Origin of the sequence: Hymenobacter sediminis (genome assembly GCF_003231285.1) — a bacterium.
GTDB classification, from domain to species: domain Bacteria; phylum Bacteroidota; class Bacteroidia; order Cytophagales; family Hymenobacteraceae; genus Hymenobacter; species Hymenobacter sediminis.
The window spans coordinates 551,649-575,862 of sequence record NZ_QKNS01000002.1; the positions used below are offsets into that span (position 1 = coordinate 551,649).

Consider the following 24,214-nt stretch of genomic DNA (forward strand, 5'->3'; position numbering starts at 1 on the left):
CCCGTTTGCGGGCTAAACCCTCCGCAGCTGGGGCGGGAAAAGAAGCTGCTGCCTACCTAGTAATTCCCGTTCAACGTAGCGCCACGCCAAAGCTTAGCGCTGCATTCCTTTTCCTATGCTGATCCGAATCCCCTTTCTGCGGGCCTGGCTGCTTTCCTTGTTGGTGCTACTGATGGCCGGCTGTGCGTCATCAAACCAGAAAACAGGCAAGCAGTCTGCTACTATTGTGTACGTGGTGCGCCACGGCGAGAAAGAAACCACCCCTGGCCTGCAGGACCCGCCGCTCACGGCGGCCGGCCAGCAACGCGCCCAGGCCCTAGTTGATACTTTGCGCAAAGCCCAGGTAGCAGCTATTTTCTCCACGGCTACGCTGCGCACCCGAAACACGGCCGCCCCGTTGGCCGCTGCCCGCTCGCTCAGCATCGAGCCTTACGATGCTCGCCAACTCGGGGCGCTGGCTGCCCGCATCCGGCGGCAGCATCAGGGCCAGACGGTGCTGGTAGTGGGGCACTCCAACACCATTCTGGAAACGGTAGAGGCCCTGGGTGCCACGCGGCCCGCGCCCACCGTGCAGGACAACGAGTACAACTATCTGCTGGAAGTGCGCATTCCGCGCGATTCTACCCAGGCTGCAACGGCAATAGCCAGGCGCTACGGCGGCAAATAGTTTGGCGTGAGAAAATCAGCCTTTTCTTTAGAGATATTTGCCAGCTAAAGCATTCGTATTGAAAATGACTCGCTATCCTTTCATTTGGGCGGCCTTTGGTATTATTAGTTTTACTAGTTGTGATAAGCCAAAGCAGAACGACCCTCAACCTGGTAACTCTCCCGACAAGCAACCAGGTTTGCCTCAGTTACCAGTTTCTGGATTCCGTACTTTCTACCAGTGTCTGTCCACTACCTCGTGGCCGGCAGCCCTGGACCCGATAGGGTGGTATTATGTAGGTTTCTCCACGTATGGGTCTGACCAGCCTATGTGGGTAGGAGCAACTACTCTCGAGTCTATGAGCCTAACCCGATTAGATACTGCTGGTCAGGTGCTAGTTACAAAAAGAGTATATGCTACTACTAAGGCGGTTCAGGCTAGTCCCGATGGTGGATGTTGGGTTGCGGGAGCCAATAAAATAGCCCGCCTGACTGCTGAGGGCACAATTAGGTGGAGCCAAGCAATTGAGTATTATACAGGGTTCTATTACAATCCTGTCATTATTAATAGCCTGATTACACTATCGGCGGGAGGCAGCATCTTCATCGGAGAGCTTGAACGTCAGCGGCGAGATGAAATGATGATGGGCAAAATTAGCGCAACTGGCCAAGTTGAATGGATGAAAAGCTATACGCATCCTCTTAGGCCGGGTAGCCCAGAAGACCGGGGAGAAGTAGGGAATATTGTATCCATGCCGGACGGCAAAATTGTTCTATTGGGCTACCGTGATACCAACCCTAGAATTTTTCTCACGGGTTTCGATGATCGAGGCGAAGTTCTCTGGAACAAGGATGTCGAAATACCAGGGCATAATTTATGGCAAGCCAAGCTTACCTGTCTGGCTGATGGAAGCTTGGTGGTAGTTGCAACCCAAACCAATAATGAGCAAGAGGTAGTATTGCTGCAGCTGACAGCTACCGGGGAGGTAGTTCGTGCTCAAGCAATACAAGGATTGAAAATGGATGTGAGTAGCGTAAGCATGTCACCTAAAGGAAGTGCCACCTTTGTTGGTCATAATAATACCAACAGCATGTTACTTCCCGGGGCTAGACAGGGGCTATTCATTGCAGAAATGGATGCAAACTGGCAGCCAGTACAAGCCGCTAATTCGTTGGAAGCAGATCCGGAGGGAAAATGGTTTTCCGGATTTGGTAGGGTATTAAGTGCCGAAGGAAACTACCGCTATACCTTAGGGAATCTGATTGCCCCTATCAATGGAGGAATCCCCGTTAGTTTCCGCCTGATGAAAAGTAAAGCTGTTACGGGGCGCATATGCTCCTCCTTTGACGAGCAAGTGACCCTAACCGCTAAGCCGGCACATGCAATGGTGCAGGATGCCATCAAGCCTCACATGACCGTAACGACTTTTCAACAGCAGCCTTATGTTGCGGAGGTATATCCTTACAACGTACAGGGCAAAAGAGAGTGTCAATAGTTCAGAGAGTAGAAAAACGGCTGTGTAAAGCTTTCATACCAAGTTCCGTTTTGCCAGTTAACCGCGAGCTTACCCATTTCATTTTCCTTTATATGCGCTCATTTCTTCGCCGCGGCTTGCTGCTTTCAAGCTTGGGCTTTCTGAGTCTGACGACCCAGGCTCAAACTGCTGCCTCCAAGATCGACTCCCTCGTCATCCGCAAAATATATGATGAGGCCCTGGCCCGGGGGCAGAGCTACGAGAACCTGCGCTACCTCACAACCCGCATTGGAGGGCGCCTTAGCGGCTCGCCCCAGGCTGAGCAAGCCGTGCAGTGGGGCAAAACCGTGATGGAAAAGATGGGCCTCGACCGGGTGTATCTGCAGGAAGTAATGGTGCCTCATTGGGTGCGCGGAGCCAAGGAGAAAGCCCAGGTGAAAAGCTCGAAAGGCAAGGGGGTTGACCTAAACGTGTGCGCTTTAGGCGGCTCCATCGGGACCAACGGCAAGCTCCGGGCCCAGGTGGTGGAAGTGCAGAGCCTGCGGGAACTGGCCGAGCTGCCCGCCGAAAAGGTGAAAGGTAAAATCGTGTTTTTCAACCGCCCCATGAACCCGCTGTACATTGAAACAGGCCGCGCCTACGGCGAAGCCGGCGACCAGCGCCGCAGCGGGGCCATTGAAGCCGCGAAGCGTGGGGCTGTGGGGGCGCTGGTGCGCAGCCTTTCTCTGGCCCACGATGACTTCCCGCACACCGGTACCATGAGCTACAACGATCAGGTAACCAAGGTGCCCGCCGCTGCCGTTAGCACTAACGGTGCCGACGAGCTAAGCCAGCTGCTCAAAGCCGACCCTACTCTGACAGTAGAGCTGGAAATGAGCTGCCAGCAGTTGCCTGAAGTGAAGAGCTACAACGTGGTTGGGGAAATCAAAGGCTCGAAGTACCCCGACGAGATTATTACGGTAGGTGGCCACCTCGATTCCTGGGATCTGGCCCAGGGTGCCCATGACGACGGCACCGGCTGCACTCAGAGCATGGAAGTGCTACGCCTGCTGAAAGCCACCGGCCTGCGGCCTGAGCGCACCATCCGGGCAGTACTGTTCATGAATGAAGAAAATGGCGTGCGCGGCGGCAACAAGTACGCCGAGCTAGCCAAAACTGCCGGCGAGAAGCACTTGGCCGCTATGGAGTCGGATGGTGGCGGCTTCACGCCCCGCGGCTTTAATATTGAGGCCGACCCTGCTACTGTGCGCAAGGTGCAGCAATGGCAGCCCCTGTTTGTGCCTTATGGTAGCGGCGAGTTTTCGGCGGGCCACGCCGGCACCGACATTGGCCCTCTGAAAAGCCAGGCTAAAGCCCTTATCGGCTACGAGTGTGATTCTCAACGCTACTTCGATATTCACCACACTGCCGCCGATACCTTCGATAAAGTAAACCGCCGCGAGCTGGAGTTGGGTGGGGCCAGTATGGCCGCCCTAGTGTATCTGCTCAGTAAATATGGCCTGTAATCTTTGCCCTAATAAGCAAGGGTAGGAACGCTGCCCCGCGGCCTGCGTACACCAAGACCCATCGAAAGCCTATGGCTGCTGCAAAGTAGCACTGCGCTTTTGGTGGGTCTTTTTATTGGTCGTACTTCGGAAATTCCCCGCTCATGAACCTATACCTCGTAGCTCTGCTACCCCCCGAGCCCATACGAAGTGAGATGTGGGCGCTGAAGCAGGAAGTGCACCAGCGCACCGGCAGCCGCAACGCTATTAACTTACTTCCGCACATTACGCTGGTGCCACCCCTGCGGCAACCCCCGGAGTTTGACGCAAAAGCCGCCGAGACCCTGCGCGAATTTGCGGCCGGACAGCTGGCCTGTCCCATTCGCCTCGAAAACTTCGCATGGTTTCAGAGCCGGACCCTGTACGTGCATGTGGCCGAGGCAGAGGCTGTACAAAGGCTACATGCGGCACTGTACCAGTGGTGTGCTACCCGTCTGCCAGAGGTGCCAGCGCCTACCCGGCCGTTTGTGCCGCATGTAACCCTGGCCACCCGCGACCTACCACCGGCGCAAGTGCCGACACTACGAGCAGAATTCGCGCAGCGCACCTACGCGGCCACAGCCGTATGGAACGAGCTAGTGCTATTTCGGCATGACGGCCATAAATGGCAGGCGCGGGAAACCCTGCAGTTGCAACCTGAACAGGAGGGCTGATATAAAAAAGAAACCCCGCTGCCTTAAAAGGCAGCGGGGTTTTCTATATGCAAAACTGAATTATTCAGCGCTGGCATTTTTCTTTGGGCGGCCGGGGCGTTTGCCGGTGCCATTGGTAGCGCGCGGCTTACGCTCTTTCTTTTCTATCCGGTAGCCGGGCTCCAGCATAGCGTTCAATTCCGTCATCAGCTCGTTTACTTTTACCACGTGCTTACGAATCTGGGTCAGAACAGCGTCGTTTTCTTCAGCATTAGCCAAAATCTGTTGTAGCTTGTTGAGGTCAGCAGTTGCCATTGTAATGTTTATTTAAGAAGAGAGATATTATTCAAAGGTGAAATTTTTTTTCGTCAGGACAAAATAATACTCCCGAGAGTAATTGGCTTCGCTTTAAATTCCCAAACCAATTTAGCAATTCGTCTGAAAAGCATTCACCATGAATTACACCCCGTATCCTACGGTTAAGATGTTTTGTTTGTTGGATATATTATGAAAAACATGTGAATCTCAGGGCGCATCCACTCAATTCTAATTAAAAAAATGGGTAAGGCATAATATGCAGGAGATCTGCATTGAATAATTAAGACTAATAACGCTTTAGTTAACAGCAAAAACCCGGGCATACTTTTCTTAAAAAAGAACGCCCGGGTTTTTGCAATACAAAGGGAAAACCTGTGAGTTAGTTCTGCTCCAAAATTTGGAACAGTTCATCAAGTTTAGGTGTCAGAATTATTTCTGTACGCCGGTTCAAGGCCTTATTCGCGGGGGTATCATTCTGCGCTACCGGCATGTACTGGGCACGGCCCGAGGGAGTTACCTGCGAGGCGGGTAGCCCAGACTGGGTTAGAATACGCGTAATTTCAGTGGCCCGCAGCACACTCAGGTCCCAGTTGTCGCGCATGCCGGGGGTACCTTTGGCAATAGGAACTGTGTCAGTATGACCTTCTACCAAAACGTTTACATCTTGGTTACCCTTAAGCGCCGCAGCCAGCTTGCTTAATGCTTCCTGTCCTTTCGGATCTACTTTAGTAGAGCCAGATTTAAACAGCAGTTGTTCGGAAAGCGAAACGTACACTTTCCCATTGCGCACGTTCACTTGTAAATCCTGCGCGTTAAATCCCAACAGGGCATCGCCCACTTTCTGCCGCAATGCTTTTACTGCCGCGTCTTTTTGATCAAGAATACGCTGCATTTCCGCAATGCGCTGCTCTTTACCCCGCAAATCGGCAGAGAGCTGTGTGTTTTCCTGCTGGGCTCCGCTCAAGCTGGCGTTCAGCTGATTTACCTGCTGATTTTTAGTTAATAAGCTAGTGCGCAACGCCTCCTCATTTCGATTTTTTTCGTCTTGTAGGGCATTCTTTTCTGCCTGTAATTGGTCACGCGAGCGGGCAGCATCAGTGTATTGCGTCTGAAGCGCAGTGTATTTCTTTTGCGATACACAGCTTACGCTGCCAATCAGTAGGGCCGCGCCTAAGCAGGAAGAAAGAAAAGGAGAAGCAAGAGAATTTTTCATGCTGTAAATATGAATGAAAATTATAATCAGCTAAAAACGTTTTCCGGTACACAGGAGTTGTAATTCATGTCAAGGGGTTCAGCAGAAATTAGGGGGTAGGCATTCAATGGGCCCCGTCGTTTGTTGTACCTTGGCGGCTCCTTTAAGGCTTTTGTATTTCCCTGCGCTTGCGTTTTTCTATCCTGTTATTCGTTTTGCTGCTGGTTGATGGGGCTTGTTGCAGAGCCGCTACCCCTGCCGGCCCCGCAAACCCGGTTACCGTCCGCTACTGGGTTACCTTCCGCGACAAAGCGGGGCAGCAGTTTCAGCCCGCCGTGTACTTCAGCGCCGCCGCCCAAGCCCGTCGGCGCCGCCAGCACCTGCCCGCTGCCGATAGCACCGACTTTCCAGTGCGGCCCGACTACCTGGCTCATGTGCGGAAAATCACAGATACCGTGACCCTGGTAAGCCGCTGGTTTAATGCGGTGGCTTGCCGGGCTACCCCCGCTCAGGCCGCCAAACTGCGCCAACTGCCGGGCGTGCGAGCCGTTACGGAATGGCCCGAAACGGTGCTGCTGCCCGCTGCCCGTGCTACCGCCTCGCCCCCGGAAACTACCATCCTCACCGCCGCTGACCGCTCGCTGGCCCGCCGTCAAGCGGCCAGCCTGGGCGCCGCAGATTTCCGCCGGGCCCAGCTGAACGGCCGGGGCCTGCGGATTGCTATTTTTGATGTGGGTTTTAATGGGGCCGAAAAGCACCCGGCGTTTGCCCACTTGTGGCGGCGCCAAGCCATTGTAGCTACCTATGATTTCCTGCGCCGCACCCCCTTCGTCTATCAGGGCGGAAGCCACGGCACTGAAGTGCTGTCGTGCATAGCCGGCCGCCTGCCCGATAGCACCCGGCTGGGGCTAGGGGAGGGGGCTGAGTTCCTGCTGGCCCGCACGGAGCAGATGCATCGCGAAAAGTACGCCGAAGAAGAAGCCTGGCTCGCCGCCGCCGAGTGGGCTGACCGCAACGGCGCCGACATTATCAACTCTTCGCTGGGCTACACTACCCGCCGCTATTTCCCGGAACAGATGAACGGCCGCACCAGTTTGGTAGCGCGGGCCGCCGAGCTGGCCGTGCGCAAGGGCATGCTGGTGGTAAATGCTGCTGGTAACGACGGCGACGACCCGCAGTGGCGCACTGTGGGCACGCCCGCCGATGGCGACTCTGTGCTGGCCGTTGGGGGCCTCGACCCTGATACATTCCTGCACCTTGATTTCAGTAGCTACGGGCCAGCCCCAGGGCAACGGCTGAAGCCTAATGTTTCCGCGTTTGGGGTTGTCATGGCGGCGGCACCGCGGGGCGGCTACGTGCGCATAGAAGGCACCTCCTTCGCTAGCCCGCTGGTAGCGGGGTTTGCGGCCTGCGTCTGGCAGCAGCAGCGTCATCTTACGGCCATGCAGCTGTTTGCCAAGCTCCAGGAATCGGCGGCCCTTTACCCGTATTTCGACTACGCCCACGGCTACGGCCTGCCCCGCGCTTCCTTTTTTACTGCTCCGGCTTCTGATGCTCCGGCTTCCTTCGACCTAGTGCCCCAGGATTCAGTGCTGTCCGTCCTGATTCGGGTGGAAGCAGCCCGTGTACCGGCGCGCATCCTGCCGCTGTTCGCCGATTCAGTGCAGGCTTCCACCGAGGCCGTTGCTCCGGTTGGGGAGGTAGGGAAGGAGCAGCCACGCGCCGCTTCGGCATCTCCTAATGAGTTGGTGCCCGCTACCCCGCCCGCCTACCTGTACTGGCAGCTGCTGGACCGAGAAGGTGGCATCCGCCGCTACGAGGTGCTGGAAGTGCAGCAGCGGGCTGTGCTGCGCGTGCCCCTGCGCCTACTGCGCCCCGGCGATGCCGTGCGCGTTCATTATCGGGGTTACACTAAAACGTATGCTGCCCCATGAGGAGGCGAATTCTACTGCCGGCCGGATTAGGTTTGGCACTGCTCCTGACTGTGCGGCCGGAGGCCCAAGCCCAGCGCGTGCTGTTGCGCGTCGATCCGCCCGCTGATTCTGCCAAGGCCCGCTACGGACCAAACCGGGCCTTTTACCGCCATCTGTATCTGGGCTACGCGCCAGTGGTAGGCCAAGCTGATGGACCGGGAGCCGATCTGCGCTATTTCAAGTCGGCGGAATTTTTCGTGGGGGTGCGCCACAAGTACCGTCTGACCCGCTCCGTGGCGGCCGGCTTCGATGTGCGCTATGCCCGGCTCGCCTACCATCTGCAGCAGAATAGCCAAAAGCTCTTACCGAACTCCAGCCAGCATCATTCTGAATCACTAGTGGTTTCGCAACTGCAGCTGGAGCCGTATGTGCGCGTGGGGTTCGGGCGCCGGGGCAATGTTATTGGCCACTTTGTAGATGTGACCGGTTGGGGTGGCTGGGCCTTGGCTACCTCGCATCACTACGAAGACCGGCCCGGCACCGGCGGCAGCAAACGCACCGTGGTTGTAGAGCGTGATTTGGATTACGTGCGGCGCTGGCCTTTTGGGCTGGGGGCGCGGTTGGGGTCGGGGCGCTACGTAGCCACAGCTCGCTACCGCCTCTCTGATACCTTCACTCCGCAGGCAAGCCCTACTTACGCTGAGTTGCCCCGCTGGGTAGTAGGCCTAGAGCTGGGCCTGTTTTAATCCCGGAAAAACTAGGGTTAGAGCACAACCAGATGCAGGATTTCGTCCGTACAAGGCGCCGCGTATTGCTGCCGCCTGCTACCAAGGTAGCGCAACGCTACTCTGATACTAGGCGGTCAAAGTAGCAGCGTATTTCCTTGGTTTTGGGCACAACCCGCCGCCGACTTTTGCGGTACACGGTTTCACTACCCCCTCCCAAAAAAACACCCCCTTACGCCCAGCCATCTTGACGCTGGGCGGTCGGTAGTTTTGTAATTTGCCGAACTGAATTGACGATGGCTGACTTCCCCTTCATGAAAAAGCTTTTATTCCCCACCTTCGGGGCTTTCTGTATGCTCCAGCTGGCCTCTTGTATCAATACAGAGCGCGAAGTGGGAACATCCAAAAATGCCGACCGGGTATTTACGCCTACCCCCGAGGCCAATCGGGGTCGTGTGTCGGCACGCACCGTTCTGCGGACGGTAAACGCTGCCCATACCTTCTCCAACCCTCGCAGCAAAGACAACTTTGTGTTGCAGCTGCGCGGTCCGAAAATCGCCTCTTCCCAGGCCTACTTCATGATTATCAGCAGCACCGGCGATACGCTGCGCAAAGAAGTTATTCCGGCCACGGCGCTTATTAACGAGCGTGACCTGGCTGACCCTCAGGCCGCTACTGTGCGCGACAAGGAAATTGCCATTCTGCAGGGCATGAATAGCTTCTTCCGCGACGACCGGTTTGTGCAACCAGCCGTACCCCGTACCGCTACCCAACCCGAAAACGTAGATGCCCAATCCTGGAGCTCAGTGAAGGAAGATACCCGCGCCGTGGGCTTCGACTACCCCTCAGCAGATGGCCGGGAGCGGCGGGTGGCCTACTCCAAAAAGTTAGGGCGCGCTGTTGTTATTGCTGAGTAACACGACTACATCCCCAAAGCAAAAGGCCGCTGGACAGTTCGTCTGGCGGCCTTTTGCTTTGGGGAGCAGGTAGCGTGGTAACGGAAAACGGGGAGCAGCTTCCGTAGAAGCTACTCCCCGTCTTTACTCCAATCACCGGTGTGAACCTACGCGCCGCTGCATGAACAATGCATGAAGAACTAGATAAATCAGCAGTTTCTGATCAGTCTATATTCATCAGGTCGTTATAGGCTAGCTTATGATGCGGCTACGGCCAGCCAACCCGTGCGGCCATTGGCCTGGCGCACCAATCGGAACTTGCCGTATTCGCCGAGCACCGCCACAGTAGTTTGCGCCGGAAGGGCCGCTACGGTTAGGGCATCGGCGGTGGGGCGGGCGCGCAGGTCGGTGGGGAGGGCGAGGTTTTCGCGGCGCAGCGGGGTAGCCGTTAGCACTGCTTTAGCCGGCACAAAGCCTGTGCGGCCAGTGGGCAACTGTACCCGTAGCCACTCGGCTGTGGCTCCTAGTACCAGCAGGGGGGTAGGGCGCGTGGCGGTAGCTGCCGTTACCCCGGTAGTAGTGGGCGTGCGGCGCAGCGTCAGGCGGATTTCACGGGCCCGTACCCACTGGCCTAGTCGGCTTGGCAGCACCTTGGGCACGGGTGGCAGCACATCGGCGTGGCGCACGAACGGGTAGGGGTCAACGGCTCCATTGCGGTATACTCCGAAGTGCAGGTGAGGCGAGGTGGTGCGGGCGTTGCCGGTGTTGCCCACCAGCCCAAGCGTATCGCCGGGCTTTACCCGCTGCCCGGGCTGCACCAGTTGCTTATCGAGGTGGGCGTAGTACAGGTGCTGGCCGTGGTCGGTATCAGCTAGCCACACCACCAGGCCGCCTAGCTTAGTTTCGTTTACGCGGGTGATGTAGCCATTGGCAGAGGCAATGGCTGGAGTGCCGCGTTTGGCGAAAATATCAATACCCTCGTGGCGGCGGGCACCCCCGTCGCGGGGCACGCCCCAGAACGAGCCCACGGCCACATCCGTCTTGCCTTTTACCGGGAAACTCAGGCTAGGCTCGCGGCGGATGCGTAACGTGTAACGGCCACCACGCAGCAGCTCCGGCTGCACCCGCAATACGTGCTGACGGTCCGCATCGGCTACGTAGCGAAACGAGAGGGCTGCAGTATCAGCGGCGGCCAGGTGGCGGGGGGCGGCCCGGTCGGGGCTGAGTTCAAAAGCATCCACGAATACCTTAGGCGCCTGGGTGCCGGGCGCCAGTGTTAGGCTAATCTGAATGGTTTCGCCGGCGCGCACGAGGTAGCGCAGACCGGTGGCAACAGCCCGGTCGGCGGGGAAAAAGCCGCTTTCCTGAAATGGCAACTTAACCACCAGCGAGTCGCGTAGGGCCTGTTCGGCGGCCCGTAGCCAGTCGCGGCCCAAGGCCGTTTCAGCCAGGCCAGCCTGCTTCAGCTTACGAGCGTAGGCTTCGTGTGGAGTTAATTGTTGAAAGATTCCCTGCAGCGTCTGGCTTTGGCTGCAAGCAGTAAGAAATAGGACGAACAGCGCGGCCGGCAGGGCCCGCAAGCGAGGTAGTATCAAGTGCTGTAGGTAATAGGAGGTAAGCAATAGGACAAACCCCAGTTGGTCGCTACTAGTTCGAGGAAGGCAGATGAACATAGTACTTCACTCATTCGCCTACCTACTGGTTAACTGCCTTCCCTATCTTACAATTTCTCAACTTCGCACCTTCACCACCTTCCCACCCATGCTCCACCTCACCGAATGCCCGCGCGATGCTATGCAGGGCTGGCCCACCTTCATTCCTACCCCCGACAAGACGGCCTACCTCAACGCCCTGCTGCAAGTAGGATTTGACACCCTCGATTTCGGCTCCTTCGTTTCACCCAAAGCTATTCCGCAGCTGGCCGATACCGCCGAGGTGCTGGCCGGCCTCGACCTGAGCCAGACCCACACTCAATTGCTGGCTATTGTAGCCAACCTGCGCGGGGCTGAAACGGCTGCTCAGTACCAGCAAATCCGCTACATCGGCTTTCCGCTGTCGGTGTCCGAAACCTTTCAGCAGCGCAACACAAACAAAAGTATTGCCCAGGCCCTCGACGACGTGGCCCGGATGCAGGAATTGTGCGCCCGCAGCGGGCAGAAGCAGGTAGTGTACCTGAGCATGGGCTTCGGCAACCCCTACAACGACCCTTGGAGCCCCAGCGTGCTCGGCGAGTTCACCCAGAAGCTCGCTGACCTGGGTGTGGAAATAGTGGCCCTGTCCGATACCATCGGGGTTTCTACGCCCGCTACCATCGGTCCGGCCTTCCGGGAGCTGACGGCCGCATTTCCGCAAATTAACTTTGGGGCCCACCTGCACACTACCCCCGACACCTGGCGCGAAAAGGTGCAAGCCGCCTACGAGGCCGGTTGCCGCCGCTTCGATGGGGCATTGGGTGGCTACGGCGGCTGCCCCATGGCCGCTGATCAGCTCACCGGCAACATGCCCACCGAGCGGTTACTAGAGTTTGCCGGGGAGCAGGGGGTAGGGCCGAAGCTGAACCTGGAGGCTTTAGGCAAAGCCATGCAGCTGAACCAACGTATTTTTGTGGGGGGGCACTAATGGCCGCCCGGCAAGCCTCTGTATCACCTTACCACCAGCGGCGGCAGGCGCGGCGCCCCCCCAATTGACAATTGCGGGAAGCAATCAAATCGTACTTTCGTTGGCGCACTGCCTGATTTATTTTTCTGAGCCTACCCTATGTCAGCTCCTCAAGTCGATCTGTTCATTCCCTGCTTTGTAGATCAACTGTTCCCGCACACTGCCCTGAACATGGTAAAAGTGCTGGAATCGGTGGGATGCCAGGTGCATTACAATGCCAACCAAACCTGCTGCGGCCAGCCCGCCTATAACGCGGGCTATAAGGAACAGAGCTGTGAGGTTGCCCGCAAATTTCTCGACGACTTCCCTACCCAGGAGGAGCGATACATTGTGAGCCCTTCGGCTTCCTGCATCGGCATGGTGCGCAACACGTACGCCGATTTGTTTGAGGGTACGCCCGACTCAGGCCGCTACCATGGGGTGCAGCGCCGGGCCTTCGAGCTAACGGAGTTTCTGGTAGAAGTGCTGGGCGTGACGTCCATCCCGCGGGCCCAACTAGCAGGTAAGTACACTTACCACGATTCTTGCTCGGCCCTGCGGGAGTGCGGCATCCGCGAGGCTCCGCGCCAGTTGCTCGACGCCATTCCGGGTCTGGAGCGGCTGGAAATGGCCGAAACCGAAACCTGCTGCGGCTTCGGCGGCACCTTCGCCGTAAAGTTTGAGGCCATTTCCGTGGCCATGGCCGAGCAGAAAGTGGAGCATGCCCTGGCTACCGGCGCCGACTACCTCATCAGCACCGACACGAGCTGCCTCATGCACCTCGATGCCTACATCCGCCGCGAGAAAAAGCCCATCAAAACCCTGCACGTCGCCGACGTGCTGGCCAGCGGGTGGTAAGTAGGAAGTACTGAGCCAGGGTCTGATTAAGCCCAAAAACCAGACCGGCTCCATATAGCCGAGACGGAGTTTGATAGGAGTTAGTTGATGTTCTCAGCAAACTCAATTATGTTGCCGTGCAGGTCGGTAATGAACCCGCAGCGCTTGCCAATGGCCGGCACATAGAATGGCTCCCGGATAACCTGAACTTCTTTTTCCCGCAACGCTGACAGAGTTTCTTCCACATTGTCGACTTCCAGACACAGATGATGGAAGCCTGACGTAATGGGGCGGGGCGGTTTCGGAGCAGAGTCCAGTGTCTCTTCGCAAACTACTTCTAGCCAAAGGTTGTCATCATTGGCCAGCGCCAGGAACGCTAGCTGTAAGTTTCCTACAGTCCATTCCTTTACTATTCGGAAGCCTAGTTTTTCCGTGTACCAGTTCAGGGTGCCCGCATAGTCGGTAGTGCGCAGGCCAACGTGGGCGGCGCGCATTTTTCCGTTGATGCCGTGTGGTGCTTTGGCTGGCATCGGCAACTGAGTGTTTTCCATCGTGTTTTTCGCGTAAGACGAACCGTAAGCCGCCGTTGGTGCTGTATCAAGAAGCTCGTCGACTACCTCGGGGCAACCGAAAGAGTAAGTAACTGAGTAGTGCAAAGGTCCGGGGCTTTCTGGTGGGCGCTATGGTGAATATTTCAGTTTTTGCAGAAGCGTATCACCCAACATAAGTCGCGTAATAAGACAAAGGCATGAGCAGAGAACATAGTCCTGCTTATGGCTGGCACGGATAACCACTTATAACAAAAGGCGGCACGAGGCCGCCTTTTCGTATTATACATCGTGCAATTCTCTATTCAGCACAAGCTGCAATCCGCGCCCGCAGACTCTCTGAGCCTTCTACGAGGGGTAGGCGCACGGCGTCGGCGCAGAGGCCTTGGGCGGCCAGGGCGGCTTTCACACCGACGGGGTTGCTTTCCTCGTACATCAGGGGGTTTAGCTCTACAAAGCTGAACAGCAGCTCGCTGGCAGCCTTAAAGTCGCCCTGGAGGGCGTGGCGGGTCATGTCGGAGAAGCGGCGCGGGAAGGCGTTGGCCAGTACCGAGATAATACCCACCGCCCCGAAGCTGATGAGCGAAGTCGTCATCATATCATCGCCGGAAATCAGCAGGAAATCAGCAGGTTTGGTGGCGGCAATGGCAATGCACTGCTCCAGGTTGCCGCTGGCTTCCTTGATGCCGATGATGTTAGGGTGCTGGGCCAGGGTGAGGGTAGTAGCCGCCGTCATGTTGGAGCTGGTGCGGCCGGGCACGTTGTACAGAATCACGGGTACCGGCGAGGCATCCGCCAGTTGCTGGTAATGGGCCACGATGCCGCGCTGGCTGGGTTTGTTGTAGTACGGCGAGGCCGAGAGGAGGGCTACGATGCCCGTCAAGTCAGTACTTTGGATGGTGCGCACTACAGCAGCTGTGTCATTGCCGCCAATGCCGTATACCAGGGGCACGCGGTCGGCTACCTGCTCGCGCACTACGCGCAGCACTTCGGCCTTTTCTTCGGTGGTGAGGGTAGCCGATTCGGCGGTAGTGCCGTTGATAACGAGGTACTCTACGCCGCCTTCAATGGTGAAGTCGACGAGGCGGCGCAGGGCGGCGTAGTCCACAGCGCGCTCGGGGGTAGGAGTGAAGGGGGTAACGAGGGCTACGCCGGTGCCACGTAGTTTGTCCATGCGGGAAATTAGCGGTTGATTTGTAAGGGGAAGACCCGCGGCGAAGGTACAATACCCGCGGCGAAGGTCGGCCCGTTTCTCTCAAAAGTACGGCTACCCTGGTGTCGGCCGCGTACCTCTCCCTCATGAAATTTACCTATTACCCGCTGCTGGCCGCGGTTTCTCTGGCCAGCCTAGGCGCCCTTACAGCCTGCAGCGACGCTAAAAATGCTACCGCCGCTGAAAGCAACGCCGCCACCTCCTCGGCCCTAGCCGCCGACTCAGCCGAAACGGCTACCATTACCACCGCCGGCAATGCCACCGCTGCTAGTGTCGGCAATGGCGGCAGCCCCGCCACCATCCCGGCCAACAAGCGCGCCGACGCCGCTACCATCATTGCCCGGCCCCAGGTGCCCATCCTGTGCTACCACCAGATCCGCGACTGGCGCCCCCGCGACTCCAAGGGCGCTAAAGACTACATCGTTCCGGTAGAGCAGTTTAAGGCCCAGATCAAGATGCTGGCCGACTCGGGCTACCATACTATTCTGCCCGACCAGCTGTTCGCCTACCTCACCACTGGCGCCCCGCTGCCCAGCAAGCCCGTGATGCTGACTTTCGACGACACCGACCTCGACCAGTTCACGGTGGCCCGCCCCACGCTGGACAAGTATGGTTTCAAGGCCGTGTACTTTATTATGACGGTAAGTCTGGGCCGGCCCAACTACATGAGCAAGGCGCAGGTAAAGCAGCTTTCCGATGAAGGCAACATTATCGGCTCGCACACCTGGGACCACCACAATGTGAAAAAGTACCAGGGCGACGATTGGGTAACACAGATTGAGAAGCCCACCAAGCAGCTGGAAGAAATTACCGGCAAGAAAATCAACTACTTCGCCTACCCCTTCGGCCTCTGGAACCCCGAGGCTATTCCGGAGCTGAAGAAGCGCGGCATGGATGCGGCCTTCATCCTAGCCGAAAAGCGCGACCAGCAGGACCCACTCTACACTATCCGCCGCATCATCGCCAGCGGCTACTGGAGCCCCCGCACCTTGCATAACAGCATGGTTCAAAGCTTTTAAGGGGGAGGAAAAGAGTAAGACAATTAACCAGCTATACTACATCCTGATAGAAAAAGACCGTCATGTCGAGCTTGTCGAGACATCTCGCTTGCTGACGTTGGGATACTAACCAGTCGGCGCAAGCGAGATGTCTCGACAAGCTCGACATGACGGTCTTACAAGTCAGTTGTCATCATGAGTTGCTAACCCAGATTCCTCGCTCCGCTCGGAATGACAAAAAGCCCGCGCATCGACTGATGCGCGGGCTTTTTGTCATTCTAGATGTTTAGGCGCTATTTTTTTACACCATTCTCTTGCAGCGTCTTGTAAGCGCCCGCATTGACCACCTGCTTAAAACCTTTCTCCTGCATGAGGATGGCGGCTTTGCCGCTGCGGTTGCCCGAGGCGCAATAGAGCACGTAGCTTTGCTTGGGGTCGAGCTTGGCAACCTGCTGAGCGAAATCATCGGCGCGATAATCCAGGTTTTGGGCGCCGGGCAGGTGGCCTGCCTCAAATTCCTCAGGGCTGCGCACATCTAGTAGCACGGTGCCGGGCTGGGCCAACTGTTGCTGCACGGTAGCCGGTGATGTAACGGGCAAACCACCGTTTTGGGAGCAGCCGGGGCTGGCAACGGTCAGCAGGGCAGCGGCGGCAAGCAGGCGAAAAAGCATAGGCATTGAAGAGTGTAGAAGAGGATGAAACCAGGGCAGCTACTCTGTGAAGTTCCTACCCCGCGTAACGGACAAAACCAATTAGAAAAGCGTGCCTTGTTGCCCTGGGTTTGAAGCAGGAGCAGGGGGTAGGGCCTCATCTGAAGTAGCGGGAGCCTCAGTAGTCGGAGTGCCTAGCATTTGGTCCAGCACGGCATCGGTGGCGTCGAAGCCAGTCGGAATCATGGCTAGTAGCTCGTTTTCTGTGATGATGGGCACTTTTAGCTCTGTGGCTTTTTCGCGCTTGGCGGGGCCCATTTTGTCGCCAGCTACCAGGTAGCTGAGCTTCTTGCTGATGCTGCCCGTAATCTTGCCGCCGTTTTGCTGAATCAGGTGTTGCAATTCCTCGCGGCTGTGCTGCTCAAATACCCCGGAAAGCACAAAGGTTAGGCCGGCCAGCCGGTCGCTCACGGGCTGGGGCGCTTCGCCGGTCAGGGCCAGTTGCACGCCAGCTGCCCGCAGCCCTTCCACTAGCTGTCGGTTCTCGGGCTCCTGAAACCACGCGGCCACCGACTCAGCAATAACCCCGCCTACCTCCGGCACGGCTGCCAACTCGGTAGCCGAAGCCGCAGCCAGCGCGTCAATGGTACGGTAATGATTCGCCAGCTTTTCGGCCACGGTTTCGCCCACGTACCGGATGCCTAGCCCAAACAGCACCCGATCAAAAGGTACTTGCTTGCTTTGCTCCAGCCCGGTGGTGAGGCGCTGCACCGATTTTTCGCCCATGCGCTCCAACTGAGCCAACTCGTGGGCCTTGGCTGGCAGATCATAGAGGGAAGCAGCGTTGGTCACCAGGCGCAGGTCGAAAAAGCGGCCCACGGTTTCGGCACCTAGCCCATCAATGTTCATGGCTTTGCGCGATACAAAGTGCTCCAGTTTGGCTTTAAGCTGGGGCGGACAGCCCCGCTCGTTGGGGCAGCGGAAGTGCGCTTCCCCCTCGGGCCGAATCAGTGGGGTGCCGCAGGCCGGGCATTCCGTGGGGTACACAATGGGAACAGCATCTGCGGGGCGAGCGGCAAAATCGACGCCCGTAATCTTGGGAATGATTTCGCCGCCTTTCTCCACGAATACCAGGTCGCCGAGGCGCAGGTCGAGGGCAGCAATCTGGTTGGCGTTGTGCACCGAGGCGCGCTTCACCACGGTGCCGGCCAGGGGCACCGGATCAAGCAAAGCTACCGGCGTTACGGCGCCTGTGCGGCCTACCTGGTACTGAATGGTATTGAGGCGGGTGCGGGCGGCTTCGGCGGGGTATTTGTAGGCAATGGCCCAGCGGGGGCTTTTGGCGGTGAAGCCCAGCAGCTCCTGCTGGCGGAAATCATCCACTTTAATCACGATACCATCGGTGGCAACCGGCAGCGTAAACCGCTTTTTCTCCCACTCGTGCACAAAGTCCAGCACCTCGTCAATAGTACCGCAAAGCCGCCACGTATCCGAAACGGGCAGGCCCCAGGCTTGCAGGGCTTCCAGCGAGGCGCTATGGGTAGGAAACTGGTTGCGCCCCGGCATCAGGAAGGAATAGGCGTAGAAGCGCAGCTTGCGAGCCGCCACCTGCGCCGAGTCCTGGAGCTTGAGGGTACCACTGGCGGCGTTGCGCGGGTTGGCCAGCAGGGCCTCACCGTTGGCTTCCCGCTCGGCGTTCAGCTCGGCAAAAACCGGCAGGGGCATAAATACTTCCCCGCGCACCTCAAACTCCGAGGGCTGGGTAGGGCCCTCAGCGCGCAAGTGCAGGGGTAGGGTCCGGATGGTACGCACGTTGCTCGTTACCACGTCGCCACGCGTACCATCGCCGCGCGTGACGCCTTGGGTCAGCTGGCCGTCCTGGTAAGTCAGGCTCATCGCTACCCCATCAAACTTCAGCTCGCAAACATAGTGCAGATCGGCTCCCTCCAAGCCCCGACGGACCCGCTCGTCGAACTCGCGCAAATCAGCTTCAGAGTAGGTGTTGCCCAGGCTAAGCATGGGGTAGCGGTGCTCGGCCGTCGGAAACTGCTTCGTGATGGTGCCTCCTACGCGCTGGGTGGGCGAGTTAGGGTGGACAAACTGCGGATACTCCCGCTCCAGGCGGGCCAGCTCAGCCAGCATCTGGTCGAACTCCTGGTCCGGCACTTCGGAAATATCGCGCTGGTAGTACTGGTAGTTGAGGTGGTGGAGGCGCTCGGTGAGGGCCGTTATCTGCTGCTGGATGTCGGTCGTCATGGGAAGAAGTTGGAGCACAGGCACAAGCGCCGGCCGGAGGGTAAAGCCCTGGCTGCCCGCCCGATTTCAGGACTGCAAGCTACGGCTTTATGTGAGTCTGTGAACGAGAAAACCCGCCTGGAGTTAGCAGACGGGTTTGCCCAAATACAGTCTTAGTGAATCAGGCCGGCGCCTGAAAAGCTAGGTTATTTGCCTTCAATCAGCACCCCATCGGCTTCAAAGTTGAGCTGCTCCTGGGGGCGGGTGATGGCCGCAATTTCCTTAGCCGATTTGCCGGCATCCTGGGCGTAGTGCTGCTGAGCGGCCACCGATACTACCTCGCGGTGCGCCCAGCCATTCACGACCACCCGGCGGCCGGTAATGTCTTTTGGTACGAAGAAAGCGTAATCCTTAAAGCGCACGCGCACCTTCTGGCCGTCGGGCATGGCCATGGTCAGCCAGCAGCCTTTGGCCTGGCACACTGCCTCGGCGGTACCTACTAGCTTTAGTTGGGCCGAGTCGCGGGTGCCAAGGAGCTGACGCAGCTCGCCTACGGGGCGGGCATCGGCGGCGGCAAAGCTAGCGCCGTAAATGCTGCCGGGGGCCTGGGTTGCGGCCTTAGCCTGAGCAGCTGTTTCCGCCTTGTCGTCGCAGGCTTCCTTGGGCTTAAGCTTGCTTTTCTGAGCACTGGCGCTCAGGGGCTGGCTTAGGGCTAGCAGAACAAATGCGGCACCATATAAGAAGGACTTCGGCATGAGCAAAGAGGCTGAGAGGTGAAAGGAAAACCCGACCTGAAGTTACGATTTTTTGACCTTGTACTTCTCCTTGGTTTTCTCCACTGCATCCGTCGCCGACTCTTTGTTGATGGCTGCCAGCAGGCGCACTTGTTCCAGCTTGCCTTTCTTGTCGTACACCTCCGATTTTACAATGCCCACGGCCGGCGAGTAGTAATCGACCACCCGTACTACCGTGCGCATCACCATATCGGCGCGGGCGGCGGTGGCGCTTTCCCGCTCGGCTTCTACTTTGTAACATTGGAAAGTGCCGGCTGGGGTCGTCACGCTTTCGGTACCTGTAACGCGGCGCTTTTGCACGGTGGTGTACACTTGGGCAATATCCACAGCCGTGCTGCTAACCTGCACCGTAATACCGCCGCTGGGCAGCTCTGAGCCTACCGTGGGCTGATTGGGCCAGGCCAGGGGCACGGGCGCGTAAGCAAAGCGTCGGTCGCGGAAGGAGCGCAGGCTCTCGGGGTTCAACTCGTTGGAGCCGTCGGTAAAGCTGGTATCCTGGCGGCAGCGGAAGGTGAGGTCCTGAAGGCGCAGCAGCTTGTGCTTAGTATCGTACATGCCGCTTTTCAGCAGCACGGTATTCGTAGTAATCGTCTGCTTCTTGTTTTGCTCTGAGCCCAGGCTGACCACGCGGTTGCGAATGGTGCCGGTAGATTTGCCGTGGGCATCCTGAAGCTGGTACACCATCTCCATGTTATCGTAGAGGCCGAAGGGGTGGGCGCAGTCGATGGCGGGGAGGTTTTGGGACAGGGCAGGGGTAGCCGCCAGACTGAGGCCCGCTACCAAAAGACGAAGGGAAGACATAGAGCGAGAAAAAGGGTGGAAAACCAACCGTTGAGCTGCATACGCAAGCTTTCAGGATTTGATACCTGAATATGGAGCGGGCTGTTGCAAAGGTCTTGCCAGCCTCAACTCGTAACTTGCCCCGCGCCGGGCCGTTTTGCTAGGGTAGTTGCCCCTAGTCCGGCGCTTTGTGTTTTTCCCTTTTAGCAAGCTGCTATGCCAGACCAACCTACTTCCTGGGCCGATACGGCCGCTTCCATGTTGTCCAAGCTTTCGGGTGGGGTAGAGGTAGCCCTCAACTTCGAGCAAATGGAGCTGCAGGTACCCAACCCCGCCAACCCAACCACGCCCACCACCTGGCGTCTGAACGGTTCCCTGCGTATCCGCACCCGCGGCGAAAACCCGCCCGCTGGCTCCCTACCCCCCGCCAACCCCAGCAACCTTGGCTAGCGGCCTTGATATTGAAGCCCGGCTGGTTATTACCCTCGACGGCGACGACGTGCAAATAGCGGGCTCGGGAGGTTACCTCATCATCAACTTCCCTAGTCAGCGCGTTTTCGATAAGATTACCAGCGGCCCGCCCAAAGACCCGAACGCGCCACCTAAACCTAAAACTAGCTCCCCCCTGGACCCGCTTCAGCAACTCAACGACCTTGCTCTGCAGCTGGGCCTGGTGCTGGATATGCGGGTAGCTGGCAAAACCCACGTCACTTTTGGTAAGGGCCGTACTGCCAAGATTACCCTGAACGCGGTATTAGGCAAAATCGGCTCGTTTTTCCGGGGTAACTAAGGCCGGTGCTCTTCTAGGAGCGGCATTCAGCTACGCGCGTGGGGTAGGGCGCTGCACCGGATGATTTTCAAGTATTTAAGCCCCTTACTATATGTGCATTTCGCCCAAAAATAGCACATATAGTAAGGGGCATTTTTACGTATCTTGCTCAACAGGCTCTTATCTACTTAGCCCCGCCGGGCCGGAACTAAAGGGCCTCTGATTGGTTTGCTTACTGGCAAGCAGCCCTGCCTTTCGACCCATGAATTCTGATCAAGAACGTACCAATAAAATTGGGGCTGGCCAGCCCACTTCTGCCTTCCAGCGCATGGAGCGGGTGCCGCCCCTGCTACTGATGCTCTACCTGGGTTTGGCCGGTGTTACCGTGCTCTTTCTGATCCTGGTAGTTGCCTACGTGTACACGCGCAACCAGAGTGATGCGCCCACCGGTATCTATCCGCTACCCCGCTTCTTCTCGCTCAGCACCATTGTGCTGCTGATTAGTAGCTATACCATCAACCAGGCCCGCCGCCTCTATGCCCAGGATGAGCTAGTGGGCCTGGGCCGCTGTCTGGGGGCTACCTTGCTGCTGAGTAGCGTGTTTGCCGGATTGCAAGTACTGGGCTGGCGCGAGCTTCAGAACCAAGGGGTACTGGTGTTGGAGGGGGTAGCTAGTGGCACGTTCATTTACTTGCTCTCGGCCCTGCACGTAGCGCACTTGCTGGGTGGCATGCTGTTTCTGTTGGTACTGCTGCTGCGCACCCACCAAGCCTCCCGCGACGCTGTGCGCAGCCTCGTCTTTATCCGCAACCCCTACCGCCGCCTGCAGCTGCGCATGATCACCCTGTACTGGCACTTCATTGATGCGCTGTGGATAGGGCTGTTCGCTGTGTTTCTGTTTTTGTATTAGTGCCGCCAAACAAGTTCTAATCAGCAAAAAGGCCACCATGCTTTACATGGTGGCCTTTTTGCTGATTGCTACTGAGGATATGTAAGGCAATTTACAATCCTTTATATCAGAGCCAGAAGCAAGGCATAGCGGATGCGCCTTTGCCCTAGTTAGCTATTGTAACGCTGCCCTTATAGCGTTTTTTGTTTGTGAATTCGATGACGTAGTAGTACACCCCGGCAGGTAGCCCGCCCCCGTCCCAGCGGAAGCTGCGGCTAGTGGTATGATACACCCGAGCCCCCCAGCGGTTGAAAATTTCGATATCAGCGAAGCGCGAGTCGCAGAAATCGGGCGGTAGATTGTTGGTCACGTTGTCCAACTCGAAGTAGTCGTTTTTTTCATCGCGCTGGTAGGGCGTGATAATGTTGGAGGGTATGAATTCCCGTACCACTGGGGGCTCCACCTCAAAGCGTACCACACGGGTTTGCGGCTGGGGGCGGCAAGTGTTTTCCTGCAGCGAAAACGTTACCTCCAGCCCATTAGGACGCACCGACTCGCAGGTGGCTTGCCACCGGAAGGTACCCGCCGCCTGCCCATTGCCATTGCGGGGCACGAAGCTCATACCAGCAGTAGCCAGCTCAAACCCCGTTCCGGCAGCGGCCAGCGCAAGTGCGTCGTTATCAACATCGAGGCCTGTAAGCGAAGCTTCATACACCCCGCCCAAAGGAAGCTTAATCACTATTGGAGCAGAGGTTCCGGCCACGATAGGGGGTAGCGTACCCCCCAACTCCGGCGCGTGGTTGAGATAGTCAATCTGTATCGGAATCACCAAGGTAGTAGCTTGCCGATCAGAACAGGGCGCGGCCGCAGAGGTGAACTCAAACTCATACACGGGCTTATCCACGGCTCGGCAATCAACACGCCAGCTGAAGCGGCCGGTAAGCTGGCTGTTAGTTTGGAGTTGGGAGAACTGAGCACCCAGTCCAGCCGGTGAGAAGCCCCGCCCGGCCATTTCCATCGTCATGGGGTCGTTCTCAGGGTCGGTTGCTACCACTTCAAAAGTCACTAGGTCGCCGGGACGGGCCCGGAGAGGTAGGGTGGCTGTAGTGCGCAGCTGGGGCGGGGCGTTTGGGTCGGGTAGGGAAGTGAAAGCCACCCGCACGGTGTCGCGCTTGGGCAGGCTGCACCCATCGTCGGCCACTATCAAATCCAGCAGGTAAACTTGGCCTTTCGTGTTAAAGCAGCTTGGAAAGCAGAGCTGCGACACCAGTGTATCGGGTGCGCCGGGCGCCCGGACCCGGCCCTGCAGTAGGCTCAGGGTAGGCAGCGGCCCCGTAAAATTCACCGGCCGCATCGACAGCGTAAGGGCCGAGGTAAGATCGGGGTCAGTGAATTTAAGCGTGAAGCAGCGGCCCGAAGTAGGCGTCATGCGTAGTGTGTCGCGGCCGGGTTGGTAGGTGCGGGGGCGGTCGGGCAGCTGCATAACCACTTTCGGTCGGGAGTTGGTCGGGCAGTTAATAACTTTCAGCTGGAAGTCACGCCGGACCTCGCCTAGGCGCACGCCTTTTCGGTACTCGGTACAGCGCACCCCAAACACAAACAGTCCCAGCCGGGTAGGCAACACCTCCAGCCGCCCCGTAAACCGCCCGATACTCAGCGTTGGTCGCCCCGGAATCTGGCGGGTGGCGGAAAGGCTGTCCGTCCATTGCACCGTACTGTAGGGGGCCGACAATGCCTGCGCAGGCTTTGGCTCAAAGGTATCGGCGTGGCCGTTCAGGGGCGTGACCAGGTCGTACACCAGCGAGTCGCCGTCTGCATCAGCACCCCCGAAGTTGTAATAGAATAACTCGCCCCGGCAGGCATAATCACTCAGGGGCGGGAAGATGCGCGGTGTGGAATTGCGGAAAGGCTGGGCGTTGCGCACTACCGCCGGAAACTCTAGGTAGAACGTTTGGGCGGCCCCGCCGGGGTTCACAATGTTGCTGATGCCATTGTTGCGGCAGCAGCGCTCCACCGCCACGTAGTAACCGCCGGGGTTAGCGTACATCTGGCTCGTGAGGGTAATAACCCGGCTGTATACCAGGCGCCGCGTAACCAGGGAAGGGGTAGTGCAGGCCGGATTGGTATAACTGACGAACGTGTTGTTGGTTAGGGGCAGTACCACATCCATCATACGCTGGTTGCTGCCCCTCTCGAAGATGCTTGCCGTCAGGCTGTTGTCCAGGGCGCCGGGCTGCCCGTTCACCGCATCAAAGTACAGATTGAGGTTGAGCTGATAGTTGTTGCCCGACAGGTACTGCAGGTCCAGCTCGCCTCCCACAATATGGGTTGCGTGGGCCATTGGGGCCAGCAAGCAGAGCAACCAGAGGACCAAGCCTCCGCGAAATAGGTAAGCAAAGGTAGAAGTTGGCATTAGGCAGGGCAGCTAAACAGAAAGATCAAGTGTAAGATACAAGGTGATAAGCCCCAGATAGCTAGACGCTCGCGTTTTTTTACCCCTTACTGCGTACATTTCACTTCCTTT

23 protein-coding genes are annotated in these 24,214 nt (G+C 57.8%); 13 read left to right on the forward strand and 10 right to left on the reverse strand.

All coding sequences use genetic code 11. From position 1 onward, the window contains the following. Positions 1 to 115 precede the first annotated feature (115 nt). The 4 genes from DNI29_RS08875 (at position 116) to DNI29_RS08890 (ending at position 4,317) form a co-directional block, all read left to right on the forward strand. Positions 116 to 667 (forward strand): SixA phosphatase family protein, encoded by a 552-nt coding sequence (locus tag DNI29_RS08875; protein ID WP_110977730.1) that lies wholly within the window; start codon positions 116 to 118, stop codon positions 665 to 667. A gap of 337 nt (positions 668 to 1,004) precedes the next feature. Continuing rightward, positions 1,005 to 2,141 (forward strand): hypothetical protein, encoded by a 1,137-nt coding sequence (locus tag DNI29_RS08880; protein ID WP_123823153.1) that lies wholly within the window; start codon positions 1,005 to 1,007, stop codon positions 2,139 to 2,141. 92 nt (positions 2,142 to 2,233) lie between these two features. Beyond that, positions 2,234 to 3,625: a M28 family peptidase gene (locus tag DNI29_RS08885; RefSeq protein ID WP_110977732.1), complete on the forward strand. Its 1,392-nt coding sequence runs from the start codon at positions 2,234 to 2,236 to the stop codon at positions 3,623 to 3,625. A 143-nt stretch (positions 3,626 to 3,768) separates the two neighbouring features. Then, the gene (locus tag DNI29_RS08890; protein ID WP_110977733.1) at positions 3,769 to 4,317 is read left to right on the forward strand and encodes a 2'-5' RNA ligase family protein; all 549 of its coding nucleotides are present in this window, start codon (positions 3,769 to 3,771) and stop codon (positions 4,315 to 4,317) included. Positions 4,318 to 4,377: 60 nt separating this feature from the next. Here the strand turns inward: DNI29_RS08890 and DNI29_RS08895 are convergent, their stop codons facing one another. After that, positions 4,378 to 4,611 carry a hypothetical protein gene (locus DNI29_RS08895; protein WP_110977734.1) on the reverse strand — a complete coding sequence of 78 codons (234 nt, stop codon included), beginning with the start codon at positions 4,609 to 4,611 and terminating at the stop codon, positions 4,378 to 4,380. A 382-nt stretch (positions 4,612 to 4,993) separates the two neighbouring features. Continuing rightward, a complete protein-coding gene (locus tag DNI29_RS08900) occupies positions 4,994 to 5,827 on the reverse strand; it encodes an OmpA family protein (protein ID WP_202910401.1) in 834 nt (277 codons plus the stop codon). Between the two features lie 167 nt (positions 5,828 to 5,994). On the opposite strand from DNI29_RS08900, the gene DNI29_RS08905 reads away from it, so the two are divergent. From DNI29_RS08905 to DNI29_RS08915, 3 genes are all read left to right on the forward strand, one after another. After that, on the forward strand, positions 5,995 to 7,740 hold the full coding sequence (locus tag DNI29_RS08905; protein WP_162303557.1) for a S8 family serine peptidase: 1,746 nt from the start codon (positions 5,995 to 5,997) through the stop codon (positions 7,738 to 7,740). Continuing rightward, positions 7,737 to 8,465: a hypothetical protein gene (locus tag DNI29_RS08910; RefSeq protein ID WP_123823155.1), complete on the forward strand. Its 729-nt coding sequence runs from the start codon at positions 7,737 to 7,739 to the stop codon at positions 8,463 to 8,465. The genes DNI29_RS08905 and DNI29_RS08910 overlap by 4 nt, the downstream gene beginning before the upstream one ends. Before the next feature lie 293 nt (positions 8,466 to 8,758). Then, positions 8,759 to 9,361 carry a hypothetical protein gene (locus DNI29_RS08915; protein ID WP_123823157.1) on the forward strand — a complete coding sequence of 201 codons (603 nt, stop codon included), beginning with the start codon at positions 8,759 to 8,761 and terminating at the stop codon, positions 9,359 to 9,361. 236 nt (positions 9,362 to 9,597) lie between these two features. Here the strand turns inward: DNI29_RS08915 and DNI29_RS08920 are convergent, their stop codons facing one another. After that, the gene (locus DNI29_RS08920) at positions 9,598 to 10,935 is read right to left on the reverse strand and encodes a M23 family metallopeptidase (protein ID WP_162303558.1); all 1,338 of its coding nucleotides are present in this window, start codon (positions 10,933 to 10,935) and stop codon (positions 9,598 to 9,600) included. Positions 10,936 to 11,101: 166 nt separating this feature from the next. Between DNI29_RS08920 and DNI29_RS08925 the strand changes: the two genes are divergently transcribed. Both DNI29_RS08925 and DNI29_RS08930 read left to right on the forward strand, forming a co-directional pair. After that, positions 11,102 to 11,959, forward strand: a complete 858-nt coding sequence (locus tag DNI29_RS08925) for a hydroxymethylglutaryl-CoA lyase (protein ID WP_110977739.1) — start codon at positions 11,102 to 11,104, stop codon at positions 11,957 to 11,959. Between the two features lie 138 nt (positions 11,960 to 12,097). Beyond that, positions 12,098 to 12,835 (forward strand): (Fe-S)-binding protein, encoded by a 738-nt coding sequence (locus tag DNI29_RS08930; protein WP_110977740.1) that lies wholly within the window; start codon positions 12,098 to 12,100, stop codon positions 12,833 to 12,835. Between the two features lie 80 nt (positions 12,836 to 12,915). On the opposite strand, the gene DNI29_RS08935 is transcribed toward DNI29_RS08930, so the two are convergent. Further along, on the reverse strand, positions 12,916 to 13,365 hold the full coding sequence (locus DNI29_RS08935) for a VOC family protein (RefSeq protein WP_110977741.1): 450 nt from the start codon (positions 13,363 to 13,365) through the stop codon (positions 12,916 to 12,918). A 298-nt stretch (positions 13,366 to 13,663) separates the two neighbouring features. Further along, positions 13,664 to 14,536: a 4-hydroxy-tetrahydrodipicolinate synthase gene (dapA, locus tag DNI29_RS08940; RefSeq protein WP_110977742.1), complete on the reverse strand. Its 873-nt coding sequence runs from the start codon at positions 14,534 to 14,536 to the stop codon at positions 13,664 to 13,666. A gap of 125 nt (positions 14,537 to 14,661) precedes the next feature. On the opposite strand from dapA, the gene DNI29_RS08945 reads away from it, so the two are divergent. Next, positions 14,662 to 15,594, forward strand: coding sequence for a polysaccharide deacetylase family protein (locus tag DNI29_RS08945; RefSeq protein ID WP_110977743.1), 933 nt, complete (start codon positions 14,662 to 14,664; stop codon positions 15,592 to 15,594). A 272-nt stretch (positions 15,595 to 15,866) separates the two neighbouring features. On the opposite strand, the gene DNI29_RS08950 is transcribed toward DNI29_RS08945, so the two are convergent. From DNI29_RS08950 to DNI29_RS08965, 4 genes are all read right to left on the reverse strand, one after another. Beyond that, a complete protein-coding gene (locus tag DNI29_RS08950; protein ID WP_202910403.1) occupies positions 15,867 to 16,250 on the reverse strand; it encodes a rhodanese-like domain-containing protein in 384 nt (127 codons plus the stop codon). Positions 16,251 to 16,325: 75 nt separating this feature from the next. Continuing rightward, positions 16,326 to 18,479 carry an NAD-dependent DNA ligase LigA gene (gene ligA / locus DNI29_RS08955; protein WP_110977744.1) on the reverse strand — a complete coding sequence of 718 codons (2,154 nt, stop codon included), beginning with the start codon at positions 18,477 to 18,479 and terminating at the stop codon, positions 16,326 to 16,328. 185 nt (positions 18,480 to 18,664) lie between these two features. Next, complete coding sequence (locus DNI29_RS08960) at positions 18,665 to 19,213, reverse strand: DUF4920 domain-containing protein (protein WP_110977745.1); 549 nt, start codon at positions 19,211 to 19,213, stop codon at positions 18,665 to 18,667. A gap of 42 nt (positions 19,214 to 19,255) precedes the next feature. Continuing rightward, positions 19,256 to 20,053, reverse strand: a complete 798-nt coding sequence (locus DNI29_RS08965; protein WP_123823159.1) for a TapB family protein — start codon at positions 20,051 to 20,053, stop codon at positions 19,256 to 19,258. A gap of 195 nt (positions 20,054 to 20,248) precedes the next feature. Between DNI29_RS08965 and DNI29_RS08970 the strand changes: the two genes are divergently transcribed. The 3 genes from DNI29_RS08970 (at position 20,249) to DNI29_RS08980 (ending at position 21,711) form a co-directional block, all read left to right on the forward strand. After that, complete coding sequence (locus DNI29_RS08970) at positions 20,249 to 20,482, forward strand: hypothetical protein (protein WP_110977747.1); 234 nt, start codon at positions 20,249 to 20,251, stop codon at positions 20,480 to 20,482. Continuing rightward, on the forward strand, positions 20,475 to 20,822 hold the full coding sequence (locus tag DNI29_RS08975; RefSeq protein ID WP_110977748.1) for a hypothetical protein: 348 nt from the start codon (positions 20,475 to 20,477) through the stop codon (positions 20,820 to 20,822). Before DNI29_RS08970 ends, DNI29_RS08975 begins: the two co-directional genes overlap by 8 nt. Positions 20,823 to 21,063: 241 nt before the next feature. Then, positions 21,064 to 21,711: a cytochrome c oxidase subunit 3 gene (locus DNI29_RS08980; protein ID WP_110977749.1), complete on the forward strand. Its 648-nt coding sequence runs from the start codon at positions 21,064 to 21,066 to the stop codon at positions 21,709 to 21,711. Between the two features lie 145 nt (positions 21,712 to 21,856). Here DNI29_RS08980 and DNI29_RS08985 read toward each other — a convergent pair whose 3' ends face one another. Continuing rightward, on the reverse strand, positions 21,857 to 24,103 hold the full coding sequence (locus tag DNI29_RS08985) for a T9SS type B sorting domain-containing protein (RefSeq protein ID WP_110977750.1): 2,247 nt from the start codon (positions 24,101 to 24,103) through the stop codon (positions 21,857 to 21,859). Between the last annotated feature and the right edge of the window lie 111 nt (positions 24,104 to 24,214).